Genomic DNA, 24851 nt, shown 5'->3' with positions numbered 1-24851 from the left:
GAGGCGGACGTCATGACGACACTCCCGCCCACGGAATGGGACCCCGAGGGATTCGCCGGTCATGCCGACAGCGGACCCGAGGAAACCCGCCGCGGACTCGACCGCGTCCCCGCCCCGCTCAGCGAACGCCTCGACCTCACCGAGGTCCTCGGAGACGTCCGCCGACCCGCCCAGGCGGTCGTCCTGCGGGTGAAGGACCGCGAGGCCCGCCACCGGGACGCCGCGGTACCGCTGGTCCTCAAGTGGTACCACCGCGCCTTCGCACCCGACCCGGAGGCGAGCCGGGTGCTCACCGGGGACCTCGGCGACCACGTCGTGCACATCCTGGAGCACGGGACCGCCGACGGCCATCCGTACGAACTGATGCCCTCGTACGGCGAGACCACGCTGGACCAGTACCACGCACGCCACCCCGGCGCCCTGCCCGCACCCCTCGTCCGCACGGTGGTCGCCCATCTGCACCGGGCACTCACCGCCCTCCACGACCAGGAGCTCGTCCACCGGGACGTCACCCCCGACAACATCGTCGTGAGCACCCAGAACGCCGACCGCCTCGACCTGGTCCTCGTCGACTGCGGCGCGGCCGTGCACACCGGCCGGGACGAGGACACCCCGCGCCGCCGTGGCTGGCAGGGAAAACCCCTCTACCTCGCCCCCGAGGCGAGCATCCACCGGCAGAGCGTCACCCCCGCCGCCGACTGGTGGTCCGTCGGCATGGTCGTGGCCGAACTCGCCGGCGGGCGGCACCCCATCGACTACCGCGGCGACGAGGAGGTCCTCGCGGAGATCGCCACCCACGACCCCGAGCTCCCGCTCGTGACCGACCCCCGCCTGCTCATGCTCTGCCACGGACTGCTGACCCGGGCCCCCGAACACCGCTGGGGAGCCGAGCAGGTGGGCCGCTGGCTCGCCGGCGACTCCCCGCTGGTCGCCCCGCGCACCACCGGCGCGGCACCCGAGAACCTGCCGCCGCGCTCCGTGGCCGAGCCCTTCGCCTTCCTGGGCCGCGCCATCACCAGCACCGAGGAACTGGCCCGCCAGTTCGACGTCCAATGGCGGGCCGCCGACGACCTGCTGGCCCGCCGCGGCGGGCGCGAACGGCTCGCGGCCTGGCTCGGACAGTTCACCGACGCGCCCGGCCGCTCCCCGGAGGACGCCAGGACCCTGGGAGAACTGCGCGAACTGCTCGCCCAGCCGCTGACCCCACCGGACATGCTGCGGCTGCTCAACTGGATGGGCCCCCGCCTGCCCGCCTCCTGGCACGGGGTGCCCCTGGACACCCTGGGCATCGAGCAACTGGAACAGGAGGCGGTACGCGGCGACGACCGCGGCCGGGGAATCGTGGCGGCCCTGGTCCGCCACGCGCTGCTCCCGCTGCTGAGCACCCGGCCCGGCGGCGAAGGCCTCGACGACGTACAGCGCCGCTGGCAGGACCACCGGGACGGCTGGCGGCAGGCCACCCCGGACCTGTTCGTACGCGGCGGCCCGGCCGACCGGCGGTCCGCGGCCCGGCTGCTCCGCCACGGACCCGACCTGGACGCCCGGCTGCTGCGCCTCGCCCGCGAACCGGACCGCACCACCCTCCGGTTGCTGCACCGCACCGCCTGGGACCCGAGCCGCGGCGACCCGCCCCAGTGGTACCGCGCGCTGCGCGCCGACGAGGACAACCCCCTGCGGCTCCTCGCCGCCTCCCTGCTCGCCGGACTCGCCCACCAGGAGGCCGAACGGCACCAGGCCGAGTCGCGGGCCCGCGAGTGGGAGCGGCTGTTCGCCCAGGAGACCGACGCCCGCTTCCACTACCTGCGCCGCCTTGACCGGCAGCCCACCCTGGGCTGGGCCCTCCTCGGCGCCACCGTGGTCACCGCGCCCTGGACCTTCGTCATCGGCCTCGCCGACCTGCTCGGCCGCGCCGAGCAGAGCGAGGTCGTCGTCGCCTGGCTGCTCGCGCTGCCCGCCGCCGCGGTCGTGTTCACGCTGGAACTGTGGATCGCGGTCTACCTCGGTCCGCCCGTCTACCACCCGGCGCGTTCACTCGCCGGTCTGCTGATCCGCTCCGGCGAGCGGCCCGCCCGTGCCACCCGCTCCCGCGGCCGGCTCGGCCTCGCGGTGGCCGCGGCGATCCTCGTCGCGATCGGGGCGCTGGGCCTCTGGGCCGTCGTCCTCGCCCCCTGGGTCTGGCCGGCCGCGACCGTCGTGGCCCTCACGGTATGGACCGTCCGGCGATGGTGGACGTGGCGGAGCTCGGCCCGGGAGGCCCGACTCGACCGGGCCGCCCACAGGGCGGGCCGCACCCGCGTACCCGGACCGGCGCCGACGGACCCGGCGGCCGCTCCGGTCCGGGGCCTCCCGTACCCACGGATCGGCGGACGGCGTGCGTCGGCACCCACCAGGAGGAACACATGAGCTACGGCCTGGCCTACCCCTCGATCTCCGAGATCGTGCCGACGGTCGGCTACCCGACCTCCGCCACGACCGGCACGGCCGACCTCGGATCCTTCGCCGACGGCGCGGGCCAAGGCGTCGGGCACGCCGTCGACGGGATGCAGGCGACGGCCTCGCACGCCGTCGACGGTGTACAGGCGGCGGCCTCGCACGCCATGGACGCCGCCGGCCACGCCCTGCAGGAACTTCTCGAACCCGCCGCCATCGCCCTCGGCGCGCTCAGCGGCGCGCTGCTCGTGGGCCGGGCCGCGATGGTCACCACCCAGGCCCTCGCCGCGGCGGCCGTCCGGGCCGCCGAGGAACAGCGCTGCCTCGAACGTGTCCAGCAGGTCGCCGCGGCCGCCACCGCCCAGTGGGAGGCGGCGGCCTTCGCGGCCGTCCGGGCCAACGCCCGCCGTGCCTCCTTCCTCGCCCGGGTGCGCCGGGCGGCCTTCCGCACCGTGCCGGGCACACCCCCGCCCCCACTGCCCGACCTGCCGCCCCCGCTCACCTGCGTCGGCACCCGGCTGGACGTGCTGCGCCGGGAACTGGCCGTGATGGAGAAGGCCTTGCGGCAGGCGGAGGCAGCCCAGGACCGGTGGACGACGGAGCAGGCGCTGGGCGCCGCCGACGGTCCGGAGGAGGAGGCCTGGCGACGGCGGCTGCTGTCCCGCCGCGAGGCCGCCGTACGGGCACAGCAGGAGCAACCGGCGGCCGCGGCCGCCGTCCTGCCCCAGCCGCCGGCGGCCGACCGGCTCGACCGGAGGCAGGCGGAGGAGGCGGGCGTCGAACTCCTCGCCCTGCTGGAGTCGGGCGCCGATCCCAAGGACGCCGAGCTGGCCGTCGCCGCCGTCCGGCACGCCGTCGAGTGCGCCGCGGAGCGGCCGGCCAAGGCCCGCAACCACCTGCGGGAGGCCCGCCGCTTCGTCACGGACGCCAACCGGGCGGTACGGGCCCGGCTCGCCGCGCAGGAGAAGGCCGCCGTCCAACTGGACTTCCTCCTCACCGAGGCGCCGCCCGGCGAGCCGCCGCTGCCCCCGGCCGACGAGGAGATCGCCCTGCTGCACGGCGTCCTGGAGCACGGCCGGACGCTGGACGCCGCCGAGCAGCGCACCGTCGACCAGCGGGTGGGGGAACGACTCGCGGACCTGGAGGCCCGCTACACCAGGGAGCTGATCGGGCTGGCCGTCGCCCGGCTCGCCGACCCGGCCGCCGCGGGACGGCCGACGGCCGGGGGCGCCGGGGCCGCGGACCCGGACGACGCGCTCCACGAAGGCTCCGGCGCCGCGGGCGGACCCCTGTGCTTCGACCTGACACCGGCCGGCTGGTGGCCCGATCACTGGCTGCGGATCACCGTGCGCGACACCAGGACCGAGATGGTCACCATGTACGCGGAGCGCCCGGGGCCGCGCGGCACGGCGGAGCTGGCCCTCGACGCCCGCCGCTGCCACGAGGCGCGCGGACATCTGGAGGAGCTGCGGGAGGCCGGGCGCCGCTGGGGCATCGACCTTCCGGTGCACTTCGAGGCGAGCGGGTCGGTCGTTCCCGGGGTACGGGGCGGGGACGGCGCGATCGTCCTGGACACGGCCGACACGGCCGACACGGCCGACACGGAGACGCGGCGGACGCAGGGCGGAGCCGGCACCGGGAGCGAGGCCCGCCGGGCCGAGCCTCCCAAGGCGCGACGCGTGGATGACGACCGGAGGAGCACGGGCCGATGAGCACCGACGACCGGAGGAGCGCGGGCCCGATGAGCACCGACGACCGGATGACCAAGGCGCCCTCGGCCCCCGGGAGCCCGGGGCCCTCCCCGGACCCCGCCGCGGACCGGCGGGTCCCCCTGTTCGTCGAGGAACTGACCGGGACGCTCAGCGTCCACGCGCAGTACGTCCTGTACGGCAACATCCACGACCTGCACCTGGTCCGGCGCCCCGGCGGAGACCGGCACCACGAACTGGTCACCGTGCTGTGGAACTCCCTGCGCGCACAGGGCTACCAGGCACTCGTCCGGTACGACCAGATCGCCGGGTTCAGCGTGGCCGCTCCCCCCGGACCCGAGCGGGACACGGTCCAGCATCTGCTGACGGAGAGCGGACCGGCCGCGCTGCCACGGGCCGGCCGTGGCACCCGCCCGTCCCAGCTCCTGGACGTCGTCCCGCAGTTGGAGGAACTCGTGGAGGGCTGGGCCCGGCGGCGCACCGCGGCCCCGCCCGGCGGACGCGAGGCGGAGCCGCTGCGGGTCGCCCTGCTCATCGACCACGCCGGGCGGCTGACGGCCGACCCGAGCCGGCCCACCGAGGCCGAGCGGGACTTCTTCCTCGCCTGCCTCAAACTGGCCGACTCGGCCGTCCCCCTCGCCCCGGGCCCGGCCGCCGCCCTGACCCTGTCCGACCACCACACCCCGCCCAAGCTGTTCAACCCGATCATCTGGCTCACGGACGGCGAACGGGACCTGCCGAGCTGGCTCGTCTCGGGCAGCGACCGGATCCGCACGATCGCCGTCCCCGAGCCCGACGCCGACGAACGGCGCCGCATGGCACGGCTGCTGGAGGGCGAGCACGCCGACGAGTCGGGCCGCGCGCGCCGGGTCCGCGAGGCCGGTCCGGGTGCGCAGACCGGGGCGGAGGGGGAGACCGACCGGGCGGAGATCTTCGCGCGGGCGGCCGCGGGCATGACCCTGAGGGCGATGCGGGAGAGCGTCAACCTGGCCGTGGCCCGCCGCATGCCGTTCGCCGCCATGCCCGACGCGGTGCGCGTCTACCGCCTCGGAGTGGAGAAGAACCCGTGGCGGCGGGAGGAGATCCGGCAGCGGATCAGCGAGGGCGAGCAGCAGATTCCCGCCCGTGTCCTCGGCCAGGAAGCGGCCGTGTCGATGACCCTCGCCATCCTCAAACGGGCGGCCCTTGGTCTGTCCGGAGCCCAGGCGAGCAGCCCCGGCCACCGCCCCCGCGGCACCCTGTTCTTCGCCGGACCGACCGGCACGGGCAAGACCGAACTGGCCAAGGCGGTCGCCTCGGTCCTCTTCGACAGCGACCAGGCCTATCTGCGCTTCGACATGAGCGAGTTCTCCGCCCCGCACTCCGCCGACCGGCTCGTCGGCGCGCCGCCCGGCTACGTCGGCTTCGAGGCCGGCGGCGAACTGACCACGGCGGTGCGGGCCAACCCGTTCCGGGTGATCCTCTTCGACGAGATCGACAAGGCGGACAAGGGCGTCCTGGACAAGTTCCTCCAGGTCCTCGAGGACGGTCGTCTGACGGACGGCCAGGGGGTCACCACGTACTTCAGCGAGTGCGTACTGATCTTCACCTCGAACCTCGGCGTCCAGCGCACGGATCCGGTGACCGAGGAACGGCAGTGGATCGTGGAGCCCGGCACCCCCTACCGGGAGCTGGCGCAGAAGGTGAAGCGCAACGTCAAGCACCACTTCGAGGCGGTCGTGGGCCGGCCCGAGCTGATGAACCGCATCGGCGGCAACGTCGTGGTCTTCGGGTTCATCACCGAGGAGACGGCCGGCCGGATCCTGGACCTCCAGATCGGCAACATCAGACGCCAGCTGGCCGCCGAGCACCGCCTCCACCTGGAACTGGCCCCCGAGGCGCGCGCCCGGCTGGCGACGTACTGCACCCGGGACCTGTGGAACGGTGGCCGCGGCGTCGGAATGATCCTCGAGACACACCTGCTCAACCCGCTGGCCTGCGAGCTGTTCGACCGGCCCGGGGTCGGCCCGGGCGACACCGTCCTCGTGCGGGCGGTCCGCGAGACGGACGACGGACAGGTGGAGATCGACATCGAGACACTGCAGGGGGAGTGATGAGCACGCCGGAGGACGACTGGGACGACCTGGACGCGGCGGAACCGCAGCGCGGCCCCGCCCCGGAGCTCGTACCGCGGCAGCCGCTGCCGGACCCCTCGGTCGCCCCGGCCCGGCTGCGGTTCAGCGAGGTCGCGCTGACGCTGACCGTCCTGCCCGGCACCGTGGCCGGACTGGGCCGCGACCCGGACTGGGCGCCCGGCACCGCCGCCGCGCTCGCCGCTCACCCCACCGTGTCGGCACGGCACGCCGGGGTGGCGGTCGCGGCGGACGGCTCCGCGACCGTCACCGAGGAGCTGCCGGGCGCCGTCAACCGCACCCGCCTGAACAGCACCGTCCTGGTCGCCGGCCAGGCCTACGCGCTGACTGACGGGGACCGTTTGTGGCTCGGCGCCAGGATCAGCTGCGTGGTCACCCTCGGCCGCCGGCACCCGGGACCGGCCGACGGCGGCTAGGCCCTGTAGTCGTGGGGCGGGCGGGAGTCTGACGACAGGGCCTACTCCTCCGGGAGCGAGATCCGCGCCCGCAACGGCTCCAGCAGGGCGTTCGCCTCCTTCACGTCGGCCGGGGTGTCCAGGCACAGGGTCTCGGAGGGCTCGGGCAGCAGCGGCCCCCCGCCGCAGCGGTCGCCGAAGAGCTGGAGGGCGGGTCGGGGGCGGCAGCGCTTGGACTGCCACAGCAGACCCTCCGCACCGGCGCACTGCTCGCGGATCAGACGGGCCCAGTACCGGGTCTTGGCGTAGTCCTCCTCCTCGCAGTCCACCAGCCAGCTGTCCTGCCAGACGGCGGCCAGGCCCTCGGCCGTCGTGAGGTCGACCAGACGCAGTTCCGCGGTGGTACGCAGCACCGAGAGGCGATAGCGGGAGGCCTGCGCCCAGGGCACCAGCCGGACCCCCGTGGCATCGTCGAACTCGACCGAACGCAGCAGGACTTCGGAGAGCGCCGTCACCGGGTCCAGAGCGGCGTACAGATAGGGGTACGGGTCCTTCTCGGTGGCGTCGAACCGGCTGCCGCGGAAGAACTCGTGGGCGAGCCGCGGGTTGAACTCCGCGGCCTCGTAGCGGTGCAGATGCAGTCGCCACAGCCGGGTGCCGGCCGGCACGGTGTGGGTCAGGGGTGCCATGGGGACTCCGGCGGGCGGGATCTGGCGTGCCATCAGTCGCCCTCCACCAGTTCGCGCGCGGCGCGCGTCAACTCCTCGTCGGGTACGGAGCCGAGGAGCTCCGCCGGTACGCCGCCCAGCCAGCGGTTGCCGCCCAGCCACCAGCCGGCCGCACCCCAGGGGTCCCGGCCGGCCATGAGCAGGCGGTTGATGCGGCTGACCACCGGCAGGGGCCGGGCGGTGCCCTCCGCGAACTGGAACAGCGGGTAGCGGTAGCCCAGTTCCGGGTGGCGGAGGCGGATGAGACCGGGGTCGCCCGGGGCGGCCTCGATGTCGGCGTCGGCCAGCGAGGGCGCGGCCAGCAGCCGGGCGCGGACCGGATCGGCCGGCGGCGGACCGTGCAGCGTCGCCAGCAGGGCGAGCAGCGGTGCCCGGTCGGCCACCGGGGTGTCGGGGGCGCCCACGAAGCGGACGCCGTCCCGCAGCGCCCGGGTCACCGGGTGCTCGTCGGGCAGGACGCGCAGCAGGCGCCGCAGACGCCGCAGCACCGCCGGCACGGCCTGCGGGTCCGTGGTGTCCGCCAGGCTCCGGAGGAGCGTCGCCAGCTCCTCGCGGGTGGCCGGGTCGAGCGCCGTGAGCGTCTGGGGCCAGTGGTCGCGGAGCAGTGCGACGAGTTCGTCGGGTGTCATGCGGTCGGTTCTCCTTCCCCTCGGTGGTGCCGGGGGCCCTTCGCGGACGGGGGTGTCCCGTCCCGTACGGGCGTGGGATTGCCCTGGTGGATGAACGCGCCCCAGGAGGCGGGTCCGGTCATCTCCGGCCGGGCCGCGGTCCGGTGGAGGTGCGGGGTCAGGCCGGCCACCGGGGGCCGCTGCCCGGCGGGGGCCAGCATCCACCGCTGGGCCGCCCGCAGGGCGTCGGGCGGGGCGAGCCCGGCGGCCAGATGGTGGTGGAAGACGGTCATCAGGACGGCCGACGCGTCGTCACCGACCTTCCAGCGCGAGCCGACGGCGTCGGCCGCGAGGCCGTGCACGAACGCGGTGGTCACGGTCAGCGCCTCGTCGTGGTCACGGGTGCTGAGGTCGGTCTCGCAGGCGCTGAGGACGACCAGCGGCCGGCCCGAGCCGTCCGGTCCCGCCGGGGTGTCGAGCAGCCGGGTCACCGAGAGCCACCCGGCCTCCGGGTCCGCGCCGACGGGACGCCCCAGTTCGAGCACCGATGAGCCCGGGTCCGCGCCGGCCGTGCCGTGGCAGACCAGGTGGACGACGGCGACCGGCCGCGCCCCGGGTCCCCGCGCTCCCAGCAGCCCCAGCACCTCGGCCGGCGTGCCCAGGGGCAGCGGCGGTTCGAACCCGCGGGTGTCGAACTCGCCGTACAGGGCCGCCCGCGGGTAGTAGGCGTCGTGCACCGCGAGCACTTCGTCCTCGGCCATGTCCAGGCCGGCGGGTACGCAGACCAGGGCCTGGCCCTGGGCGAGGGGGAGGCGCCGGGTCAGTACCGCCCGCAGGAACTCCCGGCCGGAGGCGGCGTATGTCAGCACGGCCGGTTCGCAGGCCCGTACCGTCGCGGGAGCACCGGCCGCCCGCCACCGCTCCGGGACGGTGAGCCGGGCCGCCTGCCACGGCACCACGCCCAGGTTCCCGCAGGCGACGACGGTCAGCCGCACCGGTGCGGCCGGCGGCGCGGAGTCCGCTCCGGCGAGCAGGCCCGCCTCCCGAAGTCCCCTCTCCCACAGGCCGAGTTCGTCCAGGACGGGCCCCATGACCCCGGTGCCGGCCCAGTCGCACAGTGCGTCGAGGGCGCTCTCCCAGCGCTCCGCTCCGCGGCGGGCGGAGAACCGGGCACCGGTGGCCTCCAGATAGGCGGTGACCGGGGCCCGGCCCGGCCCGGACAGGGCCGGCAGGGGCAGCACCCGCGGCGGCCGGTCCGGCACCAGGAGGAGTGCCCAGCCTTCGTCGTCGGCCTCGCCCGGCAGCAGGTAGACGAGGGCGTCCGCGCCCGACCGGGCGATCGCGTCGCGCAGCTCGTCGACGTCGGGCACCCGGCCGTCCTGGCCGTCGCCCTGGCCGCGCAGCAGTTCCAGCGCCCGGCGGCGCAGTCCGCTGGGGAGCCGGGGCTCGTCGAGCGGGCTGTCGAGCAGCGCGGTCAGCAGCCGGGACGGGCCGGTCTCCGCTCCCGCCCCGGTGGCTCCGGGCCGGGCCTCCCGCCACTCACGGGCCAGTTCCTCCTCGCCGAGCGCGGAGAGCCGTTCCGGCACGGTGGCCGAGACGGCCGCGGCCGCGAGCACCAGGGCGCGGCCGGCCTCCAGACAGGCCACCGCCTGGTCGGGGCGGTCGGCCCGGACGGCCCAGGACGCGGCGCGCAGACCGCGTGCGGCGCCGCCGCGGGCGACCTCCAGACCGTGCTGGACCCCCTCCTGCAGCAGGACGTCCGCGGCGGTCGCGCGCAGCGATTCGCGGGCGCCGTCGACGGCCTGCGCGAGGTCGGGGCCGGCGCCGGGGCCGGCCCGCAGGGCGTAGGCCTCGGCCAGGTCCCAGTGCAGCGCGGAGGCCGCCTGGGCGGTGGCGGTGGTCAGTTCGGCACGGGCGTGCTCCAGCTCGGTGATCGACTCGTCCAGGACCGCCGGATCCCCGGACGACCGGTGCTGGAGGGCGAGTGCCATGGCGATGCCCATCCGGGTGCGGATCCGCTGGTCGGCGACGACGGGGTTGCCTTCGAGGGACGCCCTCGCCCTGGCCACCGCGGTGGCGACCCGCTCGGGCTCGGGGTCCAGGAACGAGGTGAGGGCCAGCAGGGGGGCCCACAGGGCGTCCATGAGCGTCTGGGCGAACGGGTTGGTCCGCGCGGCCGCGTACGCCTGGTCCAGGTGGTGGACCGCACTGCGCAGGACGCCGACCTCGGACGTGATCCACGCGAGGGCCAGCTGGGCGTAGCCCAGGAGGAACAGCGGCATGAACCGCTGAGCCGCCCGCGCGTCGGGGCCGTCGGTACGGCCCGGGTGCCCGGGGGCGGCCTGCCCGTCGGACGAGTCGGGAGAGCCGGGTGTGCCGGGCGGGTCGGGCTCGTCCGGGTCCTCCAGTTCGTCCAGCAGGTCGAGGATGTCCCCGATCGACTTCTCCAGGGCCGGTACGTCCCGCGCGTCGGCGGACCGCGTCAGCTCCGAGAGCAGCAGCAGGTTCCGGTTCATCAGGAGCAGGTCGTCGGCCCCGGGCCGGTCGGGCGGCTGCCGGGCGACCAGCGGACCGGTCCCGGGCGCGAGCGATTCCATCAGCACCTTCTCGGCCGCGGCGAGGTCCGCCCTGCTGCCGCCCGTCATCGCGGAACCGGCGAGCAGCCCGGGCAGTACCCCGCGTACGAACCAGGGGAAGTCCTCGTCCCCTTCCTGCCCCTCGACGGACCGCCGCAGCAGCTGCAGGGCCTGCTCGTACTGGCGGGCGTCGCCGGTGCGGCCGCCGAGGAGCGCGTGCGCCATGGCGAGCATGGGATCGGAGACGAGGTGTCCCGGTCGGGCCCCGGGATCCTCGACCTCCCGGAGCAGACCGGTGATCTGCTCGGTGGAGAGGGCGCCCGGCCGGGCGGTCTCGGCCAGCAGGCCGAGCAGCGACCGCAGTCCCTGCTGTTCCTCCGTCGTGGGGAACCGCAGGTCGGCCGGCGACGGTTCGTATCCCGCGGGCGGCAGCATGTTCCGCAGCAGTGCGACCACCGGCGCCATCGGTCCCATCATGCGCGGGTCCAGGGAGTCCACCCGGTCCAGCAGCCCCAGCATCGCGGCGCCGTCCCCGGAGACGAGTGCCGCCTGCAGGTCCGTCTGGAAGGTCAGGAGCTCCGCCATGCCCGGCGGCATCCCCCCGGGTTTGGTCGCGGCGATCTCGTGGACGAGCCGCTCGATCTCGGGGGCGGACTCGATGAGGCCGGGGCCGCCGTTCCGTTCGGGCACCGAGGCGTCCAGGATGCTCTGCATGGCGTCGAGTCCCGGCACCTCCGGCGAGGAGAACGGAAGCATCAGCAGGAGGAGCAGGTTCCGGCCCGCCTCGGTGTGCGGTCCGATGTCCAGCAGGCCGTCCTCCCGCGCCCGGCGCAGCAGGGTCATGCCCTCCTCGCGGTCGGCCGCCTCGCCGTTCTCGGTCCAGCGGGCGCCGAGCAGCGCGCCGAGCCGTGCGAGGCATGCCTGCGGCAGAGGCCCGTCATCGGCCGGCAGATCGTCCAGTTCCGGGATCAGCCGACGCAACTCCTCGATGAGTAAGTCCCGTTCGCCGGCCGGAGGCCCCGGTACGGGTACCGTCCCCCTCGGCGTGACCTTGGCCCCCTCGGAGCGTCGTATCAACTCACGTGCGAGATCGGCGAGTTCGCCGACATGTCGCCCCGGCGTCCGGTTCCCTGGCTCCAACGCCCCTCCTCCGTCAGCGGATACGGATCATCATGGACCGTCCGCCCGGCGTACGGGGAGGGCGCGTGCGGGCCCGCGGAACACGCCCGGCGATCGACCGGGCAACGGCCGGAAGAGCCGGATCGGCCGGGCGTCCGCGTGGCACGATCGAAGACGAGAGGGTCCGCGCGTACCGACCCGGCCCTCGCCCCGGTCCTCCGCTCCGGAAGGCGGCCGCCCTTGACCGTGCTCCCCTACCTCGAAGTCACCGCCGCGGGCTATGCCGCCGCGTACACCGCCGGGCTGCTGGTGACGGGCACCCGGGACGGTGCCGTGCTCAGCGGCACGTGTCCCCGCTGCTCCTGCCCGTTCGACTTCACGTACACCCGCCGTGTCTACCGCCATCCGCTCGTCGGCGGCCGGTCCGCGCACACCGTGACCGTCCCCGTCCTGTGCGTCTGCGAGACCTCGCACGAGGGGCGGCCCGCCGACGAGGAGGGCTGCGGCGCGTACTGGAACGTCCTGCTGGAGAGGACGGCGCGATGAGCTGGCGGGCCGGCCCCGGCCCGGCCGGGACGCCCGCCGACCTGACGGCCGCCCGTCGCGGGCGCCGGCTGCTGCGCGAGGAGCTGCCGAGGGTCCGGGAAGCGGCGCTGGCCTGGCGCAACGGGCTCGGCGCACTGCTCCTGGGGCTGATCGGGTTCGGCCTGCTCAAGGGGCGCACGGACGTGGGGGCGCTCGCGCCGCCGTACGGTCCGCTGGTCGGTGCGCTGCTCCTGTGCGCGCTGCTCTGCGGGACGGCCGGCGGGATCCTGCTGCTGCGCGCCGCACACGGCCGGCCGGCCGCCTCTGCGGTGTCCGACCCCGTCCCCGGCACCCTGCCCGCCGGACCGGTCACCGTCGGGCACGCGGAGGCGCTGCGCGCGGCGCGGGCCCTGACCCGCGGCGTGCTGGCCACCCTCGGCTGCGCCGCGCTGCTGACCGCCGCCGTCGCGCTGACCTGGTACGGACCGGCGAAGGAGGGCCCGCGGATCGCCGTCACCACCCCGGCCGGCACCTTCTGCGGGGAGCCGCTGCGCACGGCCGGCGGGCGGCTCCAGCTCAGGACGGACACCGGTGAGAAGGCCGTCGACCTGTCGACCGCCGTCACCCTGCGGGCGGTCGCCGCCTGCGCGCCGCCGCCGGGTCGGCCGTGACCGGGCGGGGTGAATCCGGCCGGCGGGCAGAGGCCGGGGAAACGGAGGGTGACACATGCGCCGGTCCCGTTGTCAGCGCCCCGTGCTTAGCTGGACGCATGAGCGATGACTTCCTTGACCACGTCCTCGGCGGCCGGACGGCCGAGGTGGAGGAAGCGGTCCGCAAGGCGGCCGCCACCGAGATCATGCCCCGGTTCCGGCAGCTCGCCGCCGACGACATCGTCGAGAAGAACGGGCCGCACGACCTGGTCACCGTCGCCGACCGGGCCGCCGAGGCCCATCTCGCGGCCTCCCTGACGGCGCTGCTGCCCGGCTCGGTCGTCGTCGGCGAGGAGTCGGTCCACGCCGACCCCGCCGTCTACGAGGCACTGCGCGGCGACGCCCCCGTCTGGATCGTCGACCCCGTCGACGGCACCCGCCAGTTCGTCCACGGCGACCCCGGCTTCTGCACCCTGGTCGCCCTCGCCCGGCACGGCGAGCTGCTCGCCTCCTGGACCTTCGCGCCCGCCCTCGACGAGTTCGCCGTCGCCGTGCGCGGCAGGGGCGCCACCCTCAACGGGCAGCCGCTGCACGCCGGTTCGCCCGCGCCCGGTGCCGTCCTCCAGGTCGCCACCTCCCACCCCGACTACACCACCCCGGACCAGAAGCGGGCCCTGCTCGGCCTGGTCACCGAGGGGGTGAGCCCCCGGCCCTGCGGCTCCGCGGGACTCGAATACCTGGCCGTGGCGCGCGGTGCCCTCGACGCCACCGCCTTCTCCTGGGAGTACGCCTGGGACCACGCGGCCGGACTGCTCCTCGTCACCGAGGCGGGCGGCACGCATCTGACCCTCGCGGGGGAGCCGTACCGGATCACCGGGGGCAACGCCCTGCCGTTCACCACGGCCCGGGACGCGGAGACAGCCCACCGGATCCGGAAGCTCCTCGAAGGGAGGTGACGGACCCTCGGCAGGGGCCTGCGAAGGCCCCGGAGTCACCGGCCTATCCTGAGAGTCCTGGCCATCGGCAGACGAAGGAGTCCGAAGGTGTCGAAGGGGACGTCGATGCTCGATGCCGTCGTCGTGGGGGCGGGGCCCAACGGACTGACCGCCGCCGTCGAACTGGCCCGCCGCGGCTTCTCCGTGGCCGTCTTCGAGGCCAGATCCACCGTCGGCGGGGGCGCCAGGACCGAGGAACTCACCCTCCCCGGCTTCCTTCACGACCCCTGCTCCGCCGTCCACCCGCTCGGGGCCGGCTCGCCGGTCTTCAAGACGATGCCGCTGAAGCGCTACGGACTTGAGTGGCTCCACCCCGAACTGCCCCTCGCCCACCCCTGGGAGGACGGCACCGCCGCCGTCCTCGCCCGCTCCGTCGCCGAGACCGCCGCCTCCTTCGGGCCGCGTGACGCGGGCGCGTACCGCAGGCTCGTCGCGCCCTACGCGGGCAAGTGGGACACCCTCGCCCGGGACTTCATGCAGTTGCCGCTCACCGCGCTGCCCCGCGACCCGGTCACCCTCGCCCGCTTCGGCCTCACCGGACTGCCGCCGTCCACCTGGCTGATGCGCCGCTTCCGGGACGAGAAGGCCCGCGGGCTCTTCGCCGGGCTCGTGGGCCATGTCATCGCCCCGCTCGGCGGCTTCGCCACCGGAGCCGTCGGCCTCGTCTTCGCGCTCGCCGCCCACGCCGAGGGCTGGCCCATGCCCCGGGGCGGCTCGCAGTCCGTCTCCGACGCCCTCACCGCGTACCTCAAGGACCTCGGCGGCGCCGTCCACACCGACTTCGAGGTCAAGCGGCTGGACGACCTGCCGCCCGCCCGCGCCTATGTCTTCGACACCTCGCCGACGGCCCTCGCCCGGATCGCCGGTTTCGGCGGTCACTACGACCACTACCGGTACGGCGCGAGCGCCTTCAAGATCGACTACGCCCTCGACGGCCCCGTGCCGTGGACCGCCGAGGAAGCCCGGCGCGCCGGAACGGTCCAGATCGGCCCCACCGCGCGGGAGATCGACACCGCCCTGCGCCGGGCCTCCTCCGGCACCGCCCCCGACGCGCCCTTCCTCATCACCGCCCAGCCCAGCCTCGTCGACCCCTCCCGTGCCCCCGAGGGCAAGCAGGTGTTCTGGGCGTACGGCCATGTCCCGAACGGCTGGCGGGGCGACCTCACCGAGGCGATCGAGCGCCAGATCGAGCGCTTCGCCCCCGGCTTCCGCGACCGCGTCCTGGCCCGCGCCACGGCCGGACCGCCCGAACTCGCCGCCCGCAACGCCAACTACGTCGGCGGCGACATCGCCTGCGGCGCCGCCCGCGGCCTCCAGCTCCTGCTGCGCCCCACCCTCTCGCTCCGCCCCTACGCCACCCCGCACCCGGCGGTCTTCCTCTGCTCCTCCGCCACCCCGCCCGGCCCCGGCGTGCACGGCATGTCCGGCCACAACGCGGCGAAGGCGGTCTGGCGCCGACTGCGAAAATAGACTGCCCCCATGGCGAAGTACTTCGACGTGCACCCCGACAACCCCCAGTCGCGCACCATCGGCACGGTGGCGGACAGCATCCGGAACGGCGCGCTCGTCGCGTACCCGACCGATTCCTGCTACGCGCTGGGCAGCCGACTGGGAAGCAAGGACGGCATCAGCCGCATCCGTGCGATCCGCGACCTCGACGACCGGCATCACTTCACGCTCATGTGCCAGAACTTCGCCCAGCTGGGCCAGCTCGTGCACATCGACAACGACGTCTTCCGCGCGGTCAAGGCCGCCACCCCCGGCCCGTACACCTTCATCCTCCCGGCGACGAAGGAGGTGCCGCGGGCGATGCTCCACCCCAAGAAGAAGACGGTCGGAGTCCGCATCCCCGACCATGTCGTCACCCAGGCGCTGCTCGCCGAACTCGGCGAACCGCTGCTCTCCAGCACCCTTCTGCTGCCCGACGAGGCGGAGCCGCTGACCGTGGGCTGGGAGATCAAGGAGCGGCTCGACCACCTGGTCGACGCGGTCCTCGACTCCGGCGACTGCGGCACCGAGCCCACCACGGTCGTCGACTTCTCCAGCGGCGAGCCCGAGATCCTGCGCCGCGGGGCGGGGGACACCACGCGCTTCGAGTAGCGGCGGCGCCGGAAGCGGGCCACCGCTCGCGAAGCGGCCCTTACGGCACGGACCGTGACCACCGTACGGTCGGACGGGCACCCGCCCGCCCGACCGTACGGAGGACCGAGTCACGTGATCGTCATCGCGCATGTCAGCGACATCCATGTCGACCTGGAGCGGCGCAGCGCCGACCGCACCCGCGCGGTCATGCGCTACCTGGAGGACCTGCCGTACGACCTGGCGGCCGTGCTCGTCACCGGGGACATCGCCGACCACGCGACCCCGGACGAGTACGCCGTCGTACGGGAGCTGCTGACCTCCCGTCACCCGCTCCTCGTCTGCCCGGGGAACCACGACGACCGCGCCGTCCTCCGGAAGGTCCTCCTCCCCGAGGCGACCGGAACGCGCCCGTACGCGCCCGTCGACCAGGTGTTCCGGGGCGAGGGCTTCGTGATCGCCCTCTGCGACTCCTCCGTCCCCGGCAAGGACGAGGGCTTCCTGGAGGACGAGACGATCGACTGGCTGGACGGGGTCCTCGAAGCCACCCCGCGCGAGGTGCCCGTCCTCGTCGGCTTCCACCACCCGCCCGTCCCGCTGCACACCCCGTACGTGGACGAGATCCGCCAGTTCGGCGAGGAGCGGCTGGCCGCGCTCGCCGACCGCCATCCCCACCTCACCGCCTTCCTCGCGGGGCACGCCCACACGGCCGCCGCCACGACCTTCGCCGGGCGCCCGCTGCTCGTCGCCCCCGGGGTCGTCTCCGCGATCCGCCTGCCCTGGGAGCGGCCGGACACCCACCCGCACGTCCACCTCGACCAGCCGCCGGCACTCGCCTTCCACGTCCTCGGCGAGGACGGCCGGATCACCACCCACTACCGGACCGTCACCGTCTGACCACACCCGGCCACGGCGCCGGGGCGGGCCACGCCTCCCCGAGACGGCCACGGCGCCCGGCCACGGCCACGGTCGCCGGACGACCATGTCGTTTTCTCGCCAGCCCGAGCGCCGCCCGTCCCCGATCCTGGACTCATGCACACCGACACCGAGCGCTGCGTACGGGCCGTCCAGTCGAAGGACGCCCGCTTCGACGGCGTGTTCTTCACCGCCGTCCGCACCACCCGGATCTACTGCCGGCCCAGCTGCCCGGTCGTCCCGCCCAAGCCCGAGAACATGGAGTTCCACGCCAGCGCCGCCTCCTGCCAACGCGCCGGATTCCGGGCGTGCAAGCGCTGCCGGCCCGACACCAGCCCCGGCTCGCCCGAGTGGAACGTCCGCGCCGACGCCGTCGCCCGGGCCGTACGGCTCATCCAGGACGGGGTCGTCGACCGGGAGGGCGTCACCGGGCTCGCCCGGCGGCTCGGCTGGTCCACCCGCCAGATCGAACGCCAGCTCCTCGCCGAGCTCGGCGCCGGACCGCTCGCCCTGGCCCGCGCCCAGCGCGCCCAGACCGCCCGGGTCCTCGTCGAGACGACCCCGATGCCCCTGGGCGAGGTCGCCTTCGCGGCCGGCTTCTCCTCCATCCGCACCTTCAACGACACCGTCCGCGAGGTCTTCGCCCTCACCCCCGGCGAGCTCCGCGCCCGCGCCGCCCGCCCGGCCCCGGGCCGCGCGCCGACCCCCGGTGCGATCAGCCTCCGGCTGCCGTTCCGCACCCCGCTGGAACCCTCCAACCTCTTCGGCCACCTCGCCGCGACCGCCGTCCCCGGCGTCGAGGAGTGGCGCGACGGCGCCTACCGGCGGACCCTCGACCTGCCGTACGGGCACGGCATCGTCGCCCTCGCGCCCCGCGCCGACCACATCGCCTGCCGTCTCTCCCTCACCGACCCCCGCGATCTCACCCACGCCATCAGCCGTTGCCGCCGGCTCCTCGACCTCGACGCCGACCCCGTCGCCGTCGACGAGCGGCTGCGCGCCGACCCGCTGCTCGCCCCGATCGTGGACGCGGCGCCCGGCCGCCGGGTGCCCGGGACCGTCGACCCCGCCGAATTCGCCGTCCGGGCCGTCCTCGGCCAGCAGGTCTCCACGGCCGCGGCCCGCACCCACGCCGCCCGCCTCGTCGCCGCGCACGGCACCCCGGTCGACGACCCCGAGGGCGGCCTCACCCACCTCTTCCCGCGCCCCCGGGCGCTCGCCGTCCTCGACCCCGAGACCCTGGCCCTGCCCCGCAGCCGCCGCACCACCCTGCTCACCCTGGTCAGGGCGCTCGCCGACGGCTCCCTCACCCTCGGTCCCGCCGACGACCGCGAGGAGGCCCGCGCCCGGCTGCTCGCCCTGCCCGGCTTCGGCCCCTGGACCACCGAGATCATCGCCATGAGGGCCCTCGGCGACCCCGACGCCTTTCTCTCCGGGGACCTCGGCGTCCGCCGCGCCGCCGAAGGACTCGGCCTGCCCGGCACACCGGCCGCCCTCACCGCCCGCGCGGCCCACTGGCGTCCCTGGCGCGCGTACGCGGTCCAGTACCTGTGGGCGACCGACGACCACCCGATCAACCACCTGCCGAGCGAAGGACACTGAACCCCCATGAGCCCCATCGTCCGGCACACCGTCGTGGACAGCCCGTACGAGCCGCTGACCCTCGTCGCCGTCGACGGCGTCCTCAGCCGCGTCCATATGACCGGGCAGCGGCACCGTCCGCCCGAGGAGACCTTCGGCGAGCCCGACCCCCGCCCCTTCGGCGAGGCGATCCGCCAGCTCGACGCCTACTTCGCGGGTGAACTCACCGCGTTCGAGCTCCCCTTGCACCTGATCGGCACCGCGTTCCAGCTGCGGGTCTGGGAGGAGCTCCGCCGTATCCCGTACGGGGAGACCCGGACGTACGGCGAACTCGCCGAGCTTCTCGGCAACGCCGGCGCCTCCCGCGCGGTGGGCCTCGCCAACGGCAAGAACCCGGTCAGCGTCATCGTCCCCTGCCACCGGGTGGTCGGCGCGGGCGGCGGCCTCACGGGCTACGGGGGCGGGCTCGACCGCAAACAGCGGCTGCTCGCCTTCGAGTCGGGCCGGGACTCCACCCTTTTCTGACGCGGCCGGCGGACGGCTGCTAGGTTCCCGGCATGGCCAAGGTGAACGTCGGACTCGACGCCGAACTCGTCGTGGAAGTCATGGTCCTGGCCGGTATCGGCAACCCCCAGGACGCCGTCGAGGCGGTCGTCCGCGACTTCATCGCGCGCGGCCACCGCACGGAGGCGCGGGCCGTCAGCCGGGACGAGGCCGAACGCACCGACGGGACGCTCCCGCCGGAGCCCCCGCAGGGCTGACGCGATGGCGGACGATCCCGGCCGCCGCACCCGGCTGCTGATCGGCGGCTGCCTGTGGACCTTCATCGGCGCGCTCACCCTGCTCGTCCTCTTCCTCCTCCTGGTGTCCGTGGCCCTGCCGAGCGGCCTGGGACGCTCGACGGAGCCGCCGAAGGCACCCACGGGCCCGACCACGCCCACGCCGAGGCACCTGTTCTAGAGGGTGCGGGGTGTGGTCACTCGGCCCGCTCGGCCAACCGCACCGTCCGTTGGGCCAGTTCACCGATCCCCACCCCGTCGAAGCCGAAGACGGCGCTGCGCACCCGGTCGCGCAGCGGCTCCGACCACCGCGCCGGGATCGCCGCCGCCCCGCACATCCCCCCGGCCACCGAACCCGCCGCCGCCCACATCGCCCCGTACACCCCGTTCCCGGTGTGCGAGAGCGCCGCGTCCCGCCGGGCGAGCGAGGCCGCCCGGCGCGGATCCCCGGGACTGGTCCAGCCGTGGACGTCGGCCCGGATCAGCGCACCGATCCACTCCTGGTCCGGATTGTCGTACGTGGCCGTCAGCGGCGGCCGCAGGCCGTTCGCGAGGTTCCGGTAGGCGGCCCGCTCGGCGGTGAAGGTCTGCAGATACGGCAGCCGGAGCAGCCACTCCCGGCCCACCTGCTCGGTCGTGAAGCCGAAGCCGTACGTCTCCAGGAGATGCAGCCCCAGGATCGACCAGTCGATGTCGTCGTCCCGGCAGCTGCCGTCGATCCCGCCCCGCACACACCGCTCCCACTCGGGGCGCAGCTCGAAGCCGGCGGCCCCGGGCGGCGGGGGCGGCAGGTAGTCCGTGAGCGGCAGCGCGCCGGTCAGGCGCAGATAGGCGTCGATGCGCTCCCGGGTCCAGTGGTCGCCCCGCTCCACGGGCTTGCCGAGCATGTTCCCGGCGATCCGGCCCGTCCAGCCGCCCAGGACACGGTCCGAGAGCTCCCCGTGGGTGAGTTCCCCGTACGTCCGGCCCATACCTCCGGTCTACCGAACGGGACGGCCGGCCGCGCGCCGAACGGTCCCCGGGTCAGCCCTCGTCCTCCGGCGGCTCCGTGTCGGTGCGGGCCTTCGCCGCCCGGCGCAGCCGGTGGTGACGGGTCCCGCCCTGCTCGGTGATCGCCTCGCCGACCAGGGCCCGTACCGCGTCCCCCAGCCCGTGCAGCGCGTGGTGCCGCGCCGGTCCCGCGCCCGGGTCGTCCCGGAGCTCCTTCAGGAGCGCCCAGCACAGCACCAGCATCACCACCACGAACGGCAGCGCCACCAGGATCGTCGCCGTCTGCAGCGACTTCAGACCGCCCACCACGAGCAGCACCGCCGCCACGGCGGCCATCAGGATGCCCCAGGCCACCACCAGCCAGGTCGGCGGATGGAGCGAGCCCCCGCTCGTCAGCGAACCCATCACCAGCGAGGCCGAGTCCGCGCTGGTGATGAAGTACGTCATCACCAGGAGCATCGCGACGACCGAGGTGACCGTGCCGATCGGCAGCGCCTCCAGCATCGCGAACAGCGAGGCCTCCGCCCCGTCCTTCAGCGCCGTCGCCAGGTCCGCCGCTCCGGTGGACTGGAGCCGGATCGCCGTGCCGCCCATCACGCAGAACCACACCACCGTCGCCCCCGACGGCACCAGCAGCACGCCCACCAGGAACTCCCGGATCGTGCGGCCCCGCGAGATCCGGGCGATGAAGGTGCCGACGAACGGCGCCCAGGACAGCCACCACGCCCAGTAGAAGATCGTCCACGCCCCGAGCCACTCACGGTCGGTGAACGCGCCCGTACGGCTCGCCATCGGCAGCAGCTGGTGCAGATAGCCGCCGACGGAGGCCGGGATGGTGTCCAGGATGTAGACGGTCGGACCCAGCAGGAACACGAACAGCATCAGACAGCCCGCGAGGACGATGTTCATCGTCGACAGCCACTTCACACCCTTGTGGAGGCCCGAGAAGGCCGACAGGACGAAGGCGGCGGACAGCGACACGATGATGATCAGCTGGGTGGACGTGGAGTTCTCCACGTCCATGGTCAGATTCAGCCCCTCGGCGACCTGGAGGGCGCCGAGCCCCAGACTCGTCGCCGTTCCGAACACCGTCGCGAAGACCGCGAGCAGATCGATCGCCCGGCCCGGCCACGAAGCCGCCCGGCGCGCCCCGATCAGCGGCACGAACGCCGAGCTCAGCCGGTTCCCGCGGCCCTTGCGGAAGCCCGCGTACGCCAGGGCGAGCCCCGCGATGCCGTAGATCGCCCACGGGGTCAGCGTCCAGTGGAAGAACGAGTACTCCAGGGCCGTACGGGCCGCCGGGCCGCTCCCCGCCGGGACACCGGTCGCCGGCGGAGGGAACAGGAAGTGGGTGAGCGGCTCCCCGACCCCGTAGAACATCAGCCCGATGCCCATACCGGCGCTGAACATCATCGCGATCCACGCCACGTTGGTGAACTCGGGCTCCGAGTCGTCCGCGCCCAGCCTGATCCGGCCGAACCGGCTCAGCGCGATCACCACGCACAGCACCAGGAAGGTGTCCGCGGCGACCACGAACAACCAGGCGAAATTGTCGAGCACCCACCGCAGGGCCGTGGACGAGGCGCTGTCGAAGGAGTCCTCGCCGAGGGCCGCCCAGGCGACCACCGCGACGACGGCCGCCATCCCGATTCCGATGACCTGGAGATCGGGCGCGTGCCGCTCCCGAGCGGCCTGTTCGTGGGGTTCCGTACTCATGTGACCCCACTATGGTGCGAAATATCAGCCGATCCGGGGGTGGCACGCCGTCCGGCGGTACGGATAGGGTCGGCGACGGCGCGACTGCACGTTCGAAAGCAAGGGATGCAAGGTGACGGACGGGGCAGCAACTCAGGTCGCTCACGTGCTCGTGGCGGCCGACAAGTTCAAGGGCTCGCTCACGGCCGTACAGGTCGCGGAACGGGTCACAGCAGGACTGCGACGGGTCGTCCCGGAGCTCACGGTGGAGACACTGCCCGTCGCGGACGGCGGCGACGGCACCGTCGCCGCGGCCGTCGCGGCCGGATTCGAACGCCGCGAGGTCCAGGTCACGGGACCGCTCGGCGAAACGGTCACCGCGGCCTTCGCGCTGCGCGGCACCACCGCGGTCGTCGAGATGGCGGAGGCCTCGGGCCTCCAGCTCCTCCCGCCCGGCGTGTTCGCCCCGCTGACCGCGACGACGTACGGCTCCGGTGAGCTGCTCCGCGCGGCCCTGGACGCCGGCGCGACCACCGTCGTCTTCGGCGTCGGCGGCAGCGCCACCACCGACGGCGGCGCCGGCATGCTCGCCGCGCTCGGCGCCCGCTTCCTGGACGCCTCCGGCGCCCCCGTGGCCCCCGGCGGCGCGCCCCTCGCGGAGCTGGCCACCGCCGACCTCGGCGGCCTCGACCCCCGCTTCGCCTCGGTCGACCTGATCCTCGCGAGCGACGTCGACAACCCGCTCACCGGACCCAAGGGCGCCCCCGCCGTCTACGGCCCGCAGAAGGGCGCAACCCCGGACGACGTCCGGACCCTGGACGCGGCCCTCGCGCACTTCGCCACCGTCCTGGAGAAGGCCATCGGCCCCAAGGCGGCCGAGGCGGCCGCCGCCCCCGGCGCCGGCGGCGCGGGAGGCATCGGCTACGGCGCGCTCATCCTGGGCGCGAGCTTCCGCCCCGGCATCGAGCTGATGCTGGAGGTGCTGGGCTTCGCCCCCGCCCTGGAGCGCGCCACCCTGGTCATCACCGGCGAGGGCTCCCTCGACGAGCAGACCCTCCACGGCAAGGCCCCGGCGGGCGTCGCCGCGGCCGCCCGTGCGGCGGGCAAGGAGGTCGTCGCGGTCTGCGGCCGTCTGACCCTGCCGCCCGAGGCCCTCGGCAGGGCCGGCATCCGCCGCGCCTACGCCCTCACGGACCTGGAACCCGACACCGCCACGTGCATCGCGAACGCGGGCCCGCTCCTGGAGGACACGGCGGCCCGCATCGCCGAGGACTTCCTGCGGTAGGCCCTCGGAGTTCCCGCCGGCTGCCGCGGAGCCTCGGACCGCCGCCCGCACGGGTGGCGGACCGGGCCCTACGGCACCGACAGCTCCGGCTTCCCGGTGCGCGGATAGAGGCGCACCGTCCTCGTCTCGCCGTCCCCGGTCGTGAGGACCAGGTCGCCGGGCCCCGACCAGGCCGCCTCCGCCGGCCCGGCCGGCTCGGCGAGCCGGGGCCCCATAAGACAGCCGGCTCCCGCCGCCGCCCCGCCGACCAGCAGCACCTGCCCGAGGCCCGGTGCCGGGGGCGGTCTGTACGTATGTCCGCGGTGATCATCACGGCCCCGTCCCGGCAGGCCCGTTCGGCCGCCCGCAGTCGAGAGCTGGAGGGCGGGCGACCGGCCCGGGTCCGAGTTCCGGCGGGCGGGCGCACTGGTCCGGTCCCGGTTCCGGCGGGCGCGCGACCGGTCCGTAGGGCTCAGACCGCACCCCCCGCCGCCGTCAGCCGGAAGGCGTCCAGCGCCAGGGTCATCTCCGTCAGGTCCCGCGGCCGGGACAGTGACCGTGCCGTCAGCTGCTCAAGGCGCCGCAGCCGGTTGAAGACCGTGTTGCGGTGGCAGTACAGACGGCCCGCCGCCCGCCCCGCCGACCCCTCGCACTCCAGCCACGCGTCCAGCGTCTCCAGAAGCACCGCCCGGTCCGCCGGGTCCAGTTCGAGCAGGCCCCCCAGGACGTCCGAGACCAGCAGGTTCGCCATCTCCGGCTGGCCCACCACCAGCGCGCCGGTCATCCGCCGGTCGAGCCGCACGATCTCGCGGCTGCCTGGCGGACAGGTCCGCAGTGCCAGCTCCGCGAGCCGCCGGGCCCGGCCCAGCTCGGTCAGCCCGACCACCACCGGACTGATCCCGCCGGGCCCCGGGCACCGGCCGTCGAGGAGCTCCGACAGCGCGTCCAGACCGGTGTCCCCGGCCAGCGCCACCACCCCCAGCTCGCAGTCGGCGCCCATCCGCCACAGGAACCGCACCCCCTCGCCCTGCACCTGACGGTGGAACGGCTCCCGCTCCTCCCGCCGGTCGTAGCGGAGCACCACCACCGCGTACCGCCCCTGCTCCGACAGATCCAGACCCGCCGCCGCCCGCGACACCAGCTCGGGCGACCGTCGGCCCTGGAGCAGCGCGTCCAGGAGCGCCTGGAGCTGCTCGTCCGTACGGCGGCGCAATTCGAGCTCCGTCGTCCGGTACGCCTCCGACGCCGTGTCCGCCTGCGCGTCCACCGCCGACCACACCGTCGTCGCCGACTGCATCAACGCCGCCAGCTGCGCCGAGTCCGCCCCCGCGCCCTCGATCAGCGCGTCCCAGACCAGATGACCGGCATGCCGGTAGGCGTGGACGACCAGCTCCAGCGGCATCCCCTGCGCCGCCCGCCGTCGGCCCATCTCGTCGGCGTGCTCCAGATCCCGCCGGGGCGAGCTCCGCGGCGCCGAGATCATCTCGATCCCGATCCGCATCGCCTCCCGGGCCTCCTGCCAGTGCTGGTCGTACGGCAGGATCCGCCCGTAGGCGGGCTCGTACGCGTGGAGTTCCCTCAGATGCTCGTCCACCAGCTCCGGCACCCGCTCCAGAAGCGCCGTGCACGCCTGAGCGAGCACCTTCCAGTCGTCACCGGTCCGCCGTCTGCGCCGTCCCAT

Annotated in this window: 22 protein-coding genes; 15 read left to right on the top strand and 7 right to left on the bottom strand. The window is 74.7% G+C overall.

The features are described 5' to 3' along the window. Positions 1 to 12: 12 nt before the first annotated feature. Genes ACH4MY_RS03695 through ACH4MY_RS03680 form a run of 4 tightly spaced genes read left to right on the top strand, consistent with a single transcriptional unit; the run spans position 13 to position 6687 of the window. Positions 13 to 2403: a protein kinase gene (locus ACH4MY_RS03695; protein ID WP_397996927.1), complete on the top strand. Its 2391-nt coding sequence runs from the start codon at positions 13 to 15 to the stop codon at positions 2401 to 2403. Further along, complete coding sequence (locus tag ACH4MY_RS03690; RefSeq protein WP_397996924.1) at positions 2400 to 4142, top strand: hypothetical protein; 1743 nt, start codon at positions 2400 to 2402, stop codon at positions 4140 to 4142. Before ACH4MY_RS03695 ends, ACH4MY_RS03690 begins: the two co-directional genes overlap by 4 nt. Further along, on the top strand, positions 4139 to 6232 hold the full coding sequence (locus ACH4MY_RS03685; RefSeq protein WP_397996921.1) for an AAA family ATPase: 2094 nt from the start codon (positions 4139 to 4141) through the stop codon (positions 6230 to 6232). Before ACH4MY_RS03690 ends, ACH4MY_RS03685 begins: the two co-directional genes overlap by 4 nt. Beyond that, positions 6232 to 6687: a hypothetical protein gene (locus ACH4MY_RS03680; protein ID WP_397996919.1), complete on the top strand. Its 456-nt coding sequence runs from the start codon at positions 6232 to 6234 to the stop codon at positions 6685 to 6687. Before ACH4MY_RS03685 ends, ACH4MY_RS03680 begins: the two co-directional genes overlap by 1 nt. A gap of 41 nt (positions 6688 to 6728) precedes the next feature. Here ACH4MY_RS03680 and ACH4MY_RS03675 read toward each other — a convergent pair whose 3' ends face one another. Genes ACH4MY_RS03675 through ACH4MY_RS03665 form a run of 3 tightly spaced genes read right to left on the bottom strand, consistent with a single transcriptional unit; the run spans position 6729 to position 11559 of the window. Continuing rightward, complete coding sequence (locus tag ACH4MY_RS03675; RefSeq protein WP_397996917.1) at positions 6729 to 7388, bottom strand: RES family NAD+ phosphorylase; 660 nt, start codon at positions 7386 to 7388, stop codon at positions 6729 to 6731. Beyond that, positions 7388 to 8023 carry a hypothetical protein gene (locus ACH4MY_RS03670; RefSeq protein WP_397996914.1) on the bottom strand — a complete coding sequence of 212 codons (636 nt, stop codon included), beginning with the start codon at positions 8021 to 8023 and terminating at the stop codon, positions 7388 to 7390. The genes ACH4MY_RS03675 and ACH4MY_RS03670 overlap by 1 nt, the downstream gene beginning before the upstream one ends. Then, positions 8020 to 11559 carry a CHAT domain-containing protein gene (locus tag ACH4MY_RS03665; RefSeq protein WP_397996912.1) on the bottom strand — a complete coding sequence of 1180 codons (3540 nt, stop codon included), beginning with the start codon at positions 11557 to 11559 and terminating at the stop codon, positions 8020 to 8022. The genes ACH4MY_RS03670 and ACH4MY_RS03665 overlap by 4 nt, the downstream gene beginning before the upstream one ends. A 378-nt stretch (positions 11560 to 11937) precedes the next feature. Between ACH4MY_RS03665 and ACH4MY_RS03660 the strand changes: the two genes are divergently transcribed. From ACH4MY_RS03660 to ACH4MY_RS03615, 10 genes are all read left to right on the top strand, one after another. Next, the gene (locus ACH4MY_RS03660) at positions 11938 to 12243 is read left to right on the top strand and encodes a hypothetical protein (RefSeq protein WP_397996909.1); all 306 of its coding nucleotides are present in this window, start codon (positions 11938 to 11940) and stop codon (positions 12241 to 12243) included. After that, positions 12240 to 12893 carry a hypothetical protein gene (locus ACH4MY_RS03655; protein WP_397996906.1) on the top strand — a complete coding sequence of 218 codons (654 nt, stop codon included), beginning with the start codon at positions 12240 to 12242 and terminating at the stop codon, positions 12891 to 12893. The genes ACH4MY_RS03660 and ACH4MY_RS03655 overlap by 4 nt, the downstream gene beginning before the upstream one ends. A gap of 98 nt (positions 12894 to 12991) precedes the next feature. Continuing rightward, on the top strand, positions 12992 to 13828 hold the full coding sequence (locus tag ACH4MY_RS03650; RefSeq protein ID WP_397996903.1) for an inositol monophosphatase family protein: 837 nt from the start codon (positions 12992 to 12994) through the stop codon (positions 13826 to 13828). Between the two features lie 105 nt (positions 13829 to 13933). Continuing rightward, positions 13934 to 15337, top strand: coding sequence for a phytoene desaturase family protein (locus tag ACH4MY_RS03645; RefSeq protein WP_397997405.1), 1404 nt, complete (start codon positions 13934 to 13936; stop codon positions 15335 to 15337). A gap of 9 nt (positions 15338 to 15346) precedes the next feature. Beyond that, positions 15347 to 15967, top strand: a complete 621-nt coding sequence (locus ACH4MY_RS03640; protein WP_397996899.1) for an L-threonylcarbamoyladenylate synthase — start codon at positions 15347 to 15349, stop codon at positions 15965 to 15967. A 114-nt stretch (positions 15968 to 16081) separates the two neighbouring features. Further along, positions 16082 to 16843 (top strand): metallophosphoesterase, encoded by a 762-nt coding sequence (locus ACH4MY_RS03635; RefSeq protein WP_397996896.1) that lies wholly within the window; start codon positions 16082 to 16084, stop codon positions 16841 to 16843. Positions 16844 to 16978: 135 nt separating this feature from the next. Beyond that, complete coding sequence (locus ACH4MY_RS03630) at positions 16979 to 18463, top strand: AlkA N-terminal domain-containing protein (RefSeq protein ID WP_397996894.1); 1485 nt, start codon at positions 16979 to 16981, stop codon at positions 18461 to 18463. A 6-nt stretch (positions 18464 to 18469) separates the two neighbouring features. Then, positions 18470 to 18967 (top strand): methylated-DNA--[protein]-cysteine S-methyltransferase, encoded by a 498-nt coding sequence (locus ACH4MY_RS03625; protein WP_397996892.1) that lies wholly within the window; start codon positions 18470 to 18472, stop codon positions 18965 to 18967. Positions 18968 to 18999: 32 nt separating this feature from the next. After that, complete coding sequence (locus ACH4MY_RS03620; RefSeq protein WP_397996890.1) at positions 19000 to 19203, top strand: DUF2191 domain-containing protein; 204 nt, start codon at positions 19000 to 19002, stop codon at positions 19201 to 19203. Positions 19204 to 19207: 4 nt separating this feature from the next. After that, on the top strand, positions 19208 to 19402 hold the full coding sequence (locus ACH4MY_RS03615; RefSeq protein WP_397996887.1) for a hypothetical protein: 195 nt from the start codon (positions 19208 to 19210) through the stop codon (positions 19400 to 19402). Positions 19403 to 19418: 16 nt separating this feature from the next. Here the strand turns inward: ACH4MY_RS03615 and ACH4MY_RS03610 are convergent, their stop codons facing one another. Together ACH4MY_RS03610 and ACH4MY_RS03605 are read right to left on the bottom strand one after the other, a co-directional pair. Beyond that, a complete protein-coding gene (locus ACH4MY_RS03610; protein ID WP_397996884.1) occupies positions 19419 to 20192 on the bottom strand; it encodes an ADP-ribosylglycohydrolase family protein in 774 nt (257 codons plus the stop codon). A 52-nt stretch (positions 20193 to 20244) separates the two neighbouring features. Then, positions 20245 to 21927 carry a BCCT family transporter gene (locus ACH4MY_RS03605; protein ID WP_397996881.1) on the bottom strand — a complete coding sequence of 561 codons (1683 nt, stop codon included), beginning with the start codon at positions 21925 to 21927 and terminating at the stop codon, positions 20245 to 20247. A 145-nt stretch (positions 21928 to 22072) separates the two neighbouring features. Here ACH4MY_RS03605 and ACH4MY_RS03600 point away from each other — a divergent pair, with 145 nt between their 5' ends. Next, positions 22073 to 23191 carry a glycerate kinase gene (locus ACH4MY_RS03600; protein WP_397996878.1) on the top strand — a complete coding sequence of 373 codons (1119 nt, stop codon included), beginning with the start codon at positions 22073 to 22075 and terminating at the stop codon, positions 23189 to 23191. 68 nt (positions 23192 to 23259) lie between these two features. Here the strand turns inward: ACH4MY_RS03600 and ACH4MY_RS03595 are convergent, their stop codons facing one another. Further along, positions 23260 to 23448 carry a hypothetical protein gene (locus tag ACH4MY_RS03595; protein WP_397996875.1) on the bottom strand — a complete coding sequence of 63 codons (189 nt, stop codon included), beginning with the start codon at positions 23446 to 23448 and terminating at the stop codon, positions 23260 to 23262. A gap of 194 nt (positions 23449 to 23642) precedes the next feature. Further along, positions 23643 to 24851: a PucR family transcriptional regulator gene (locus ACH4MY_RS03590; RefSeq protein WP_397996872.1), complete on the bottom strand. Its 1209-nt coding sequence runs from the start codon at positions 24849 to 24851 to the stop codon at positions 23643 to 23645.

It is taken from the genome of Streptomyces sp. NPDC017246 (assembly GCF_044331325.1).
In the GTDB taxonomy this organism is placed as follows: Bacteria; Actinomycetota; Actinomycetes; order Streptomycetales; family Streptomycetaceae; genus Streptomyces.
The sequence above is the reverse complement of the archived record's forward strand: the minus strand, read 5'-3'. Positions and strand labels throughout refer to the sequence as shown.

Bases quoted from the DNA above. Each gene is read 5' to 3' on its own strand.
- ACH4MY_RS03620 (WP_397996890.1), top strand. From the start codon at position 19,000: ATGGCCAAGGTGAACGTCGGACTCGACGCCGAACTCGTCGTGGAAGTC.
- ACH4MY_RS03645 (WP_397997405.1), top strand. From the start codon at position 13,934: ATGCTCGATGCCGTCGTCGTGGGGGCGGGGCCCAACGGACTGACCGCC.
- ACH4MY_RS03655 (WP_397996906.1), top strand. From the start codon at position 12,240: ATGAGCTGGCGGGCCGGCCCCGGCCCGGCCGGGACGCCCGCCGACCTG.
- ACH4MY_RS03630 (WP_397996894.1), top strand. From the start codon at position 16,979: ATGCACACCGACACCGAGCGCTGCGTACGGGCCGTCCAGTCGAAGGAC.
- ACH4MY_RS03695 (WP_397996927.1), top strand. From the start codon at position 13: ATGACGACACTCCCGCCCACGGAATGGGACCCCGAGGGATTCGCCGGT.
- ACH4MY_RS03690 (WP_397996924.1), top strand. From the start codon at position 2,400: ATGAGCTACGGCCTGGCCTACCCCTCGATCTCCGAGATCGTGCCGACG.
- ACH4MY_RS03610 (WP_397996884.1), bottom strand. From the start codon at position 20,192: ATGGGCCGGACGTACGGGGAACTCACCCACGGGGAGCTCTCGGACCGT.
- ACH4MY_RS03675 (WP_397996917.1), bottom strand. From the start codon at position 7,388: ATGGCACGCCAGATCCCGCCCGCCGGAGTCCCCATGGCACCCCTGACC.
- ACH4MY_RS03670 (WP_397996914.1), bottom strand. From the start codon at position 8,023: ATGACACCCGACGAACTCGTCGCACTGCTCCGCGACCACTGGCCCCAG.
- ACH4MY_RS03625 (WP_397996892.1), top strand. From the start codon at position 18,470: ATGAGCCCCATCGTCCGGCACACCGTCGTGGACAGCCCGTACGAGCCG.
- ACH4MY_RS03650 (WP_397996903.1), top strand. From the start codon at position 12,992: ATGAGCGATGACTTCCTTGACCACGTCCTCGGCGGCCGGACGGCCGAG.
- ACH4MY_RS03615 (WP_397996887.1), top strand. From the start codon at position 19,208: ATGGCGGACGATCCCGGCCGCCGCACCCGGCTGCTGATCGGCGGCTGC.
- ACH4MY_RS03605 (WP_397996881.1), bottom strand. From the start codon at position 21,927: ATGAGTACGGAACCCCACGAACAGGCCGCTCGGGAGCGGCACGCGCCC.
- ACH4MY_RS03680 (WP_397996919.1), top strand. From the start codon at position 6,232: ATGAGCACGCCGGAGGACGACTGGGACGACCTGGACGCGGCGGAACCG.
- ACH4MY_RS03590 (WP_397996872.1), bottom strand. From the start codon at position 24,851: ATGGGACGGCGCAGACGGCGGACCGGTGACGACTGGAAGGTGCTCGCT.
- ACH4MY_RS03640 (WP_397996899.1), top strand. From the start codon at position 15,347: ATGGCGAAGTACTTCGACGTGCACCCCGACAACCCCCAGTCGCGCACC.
- ACH4MY_RS03685 (WP_397996921.1), top strand. From the start codon at position 4,139: ATGAGCACCGACGACCGGAGGAGCGCGGGCCCGATGAGCACCGACGAC.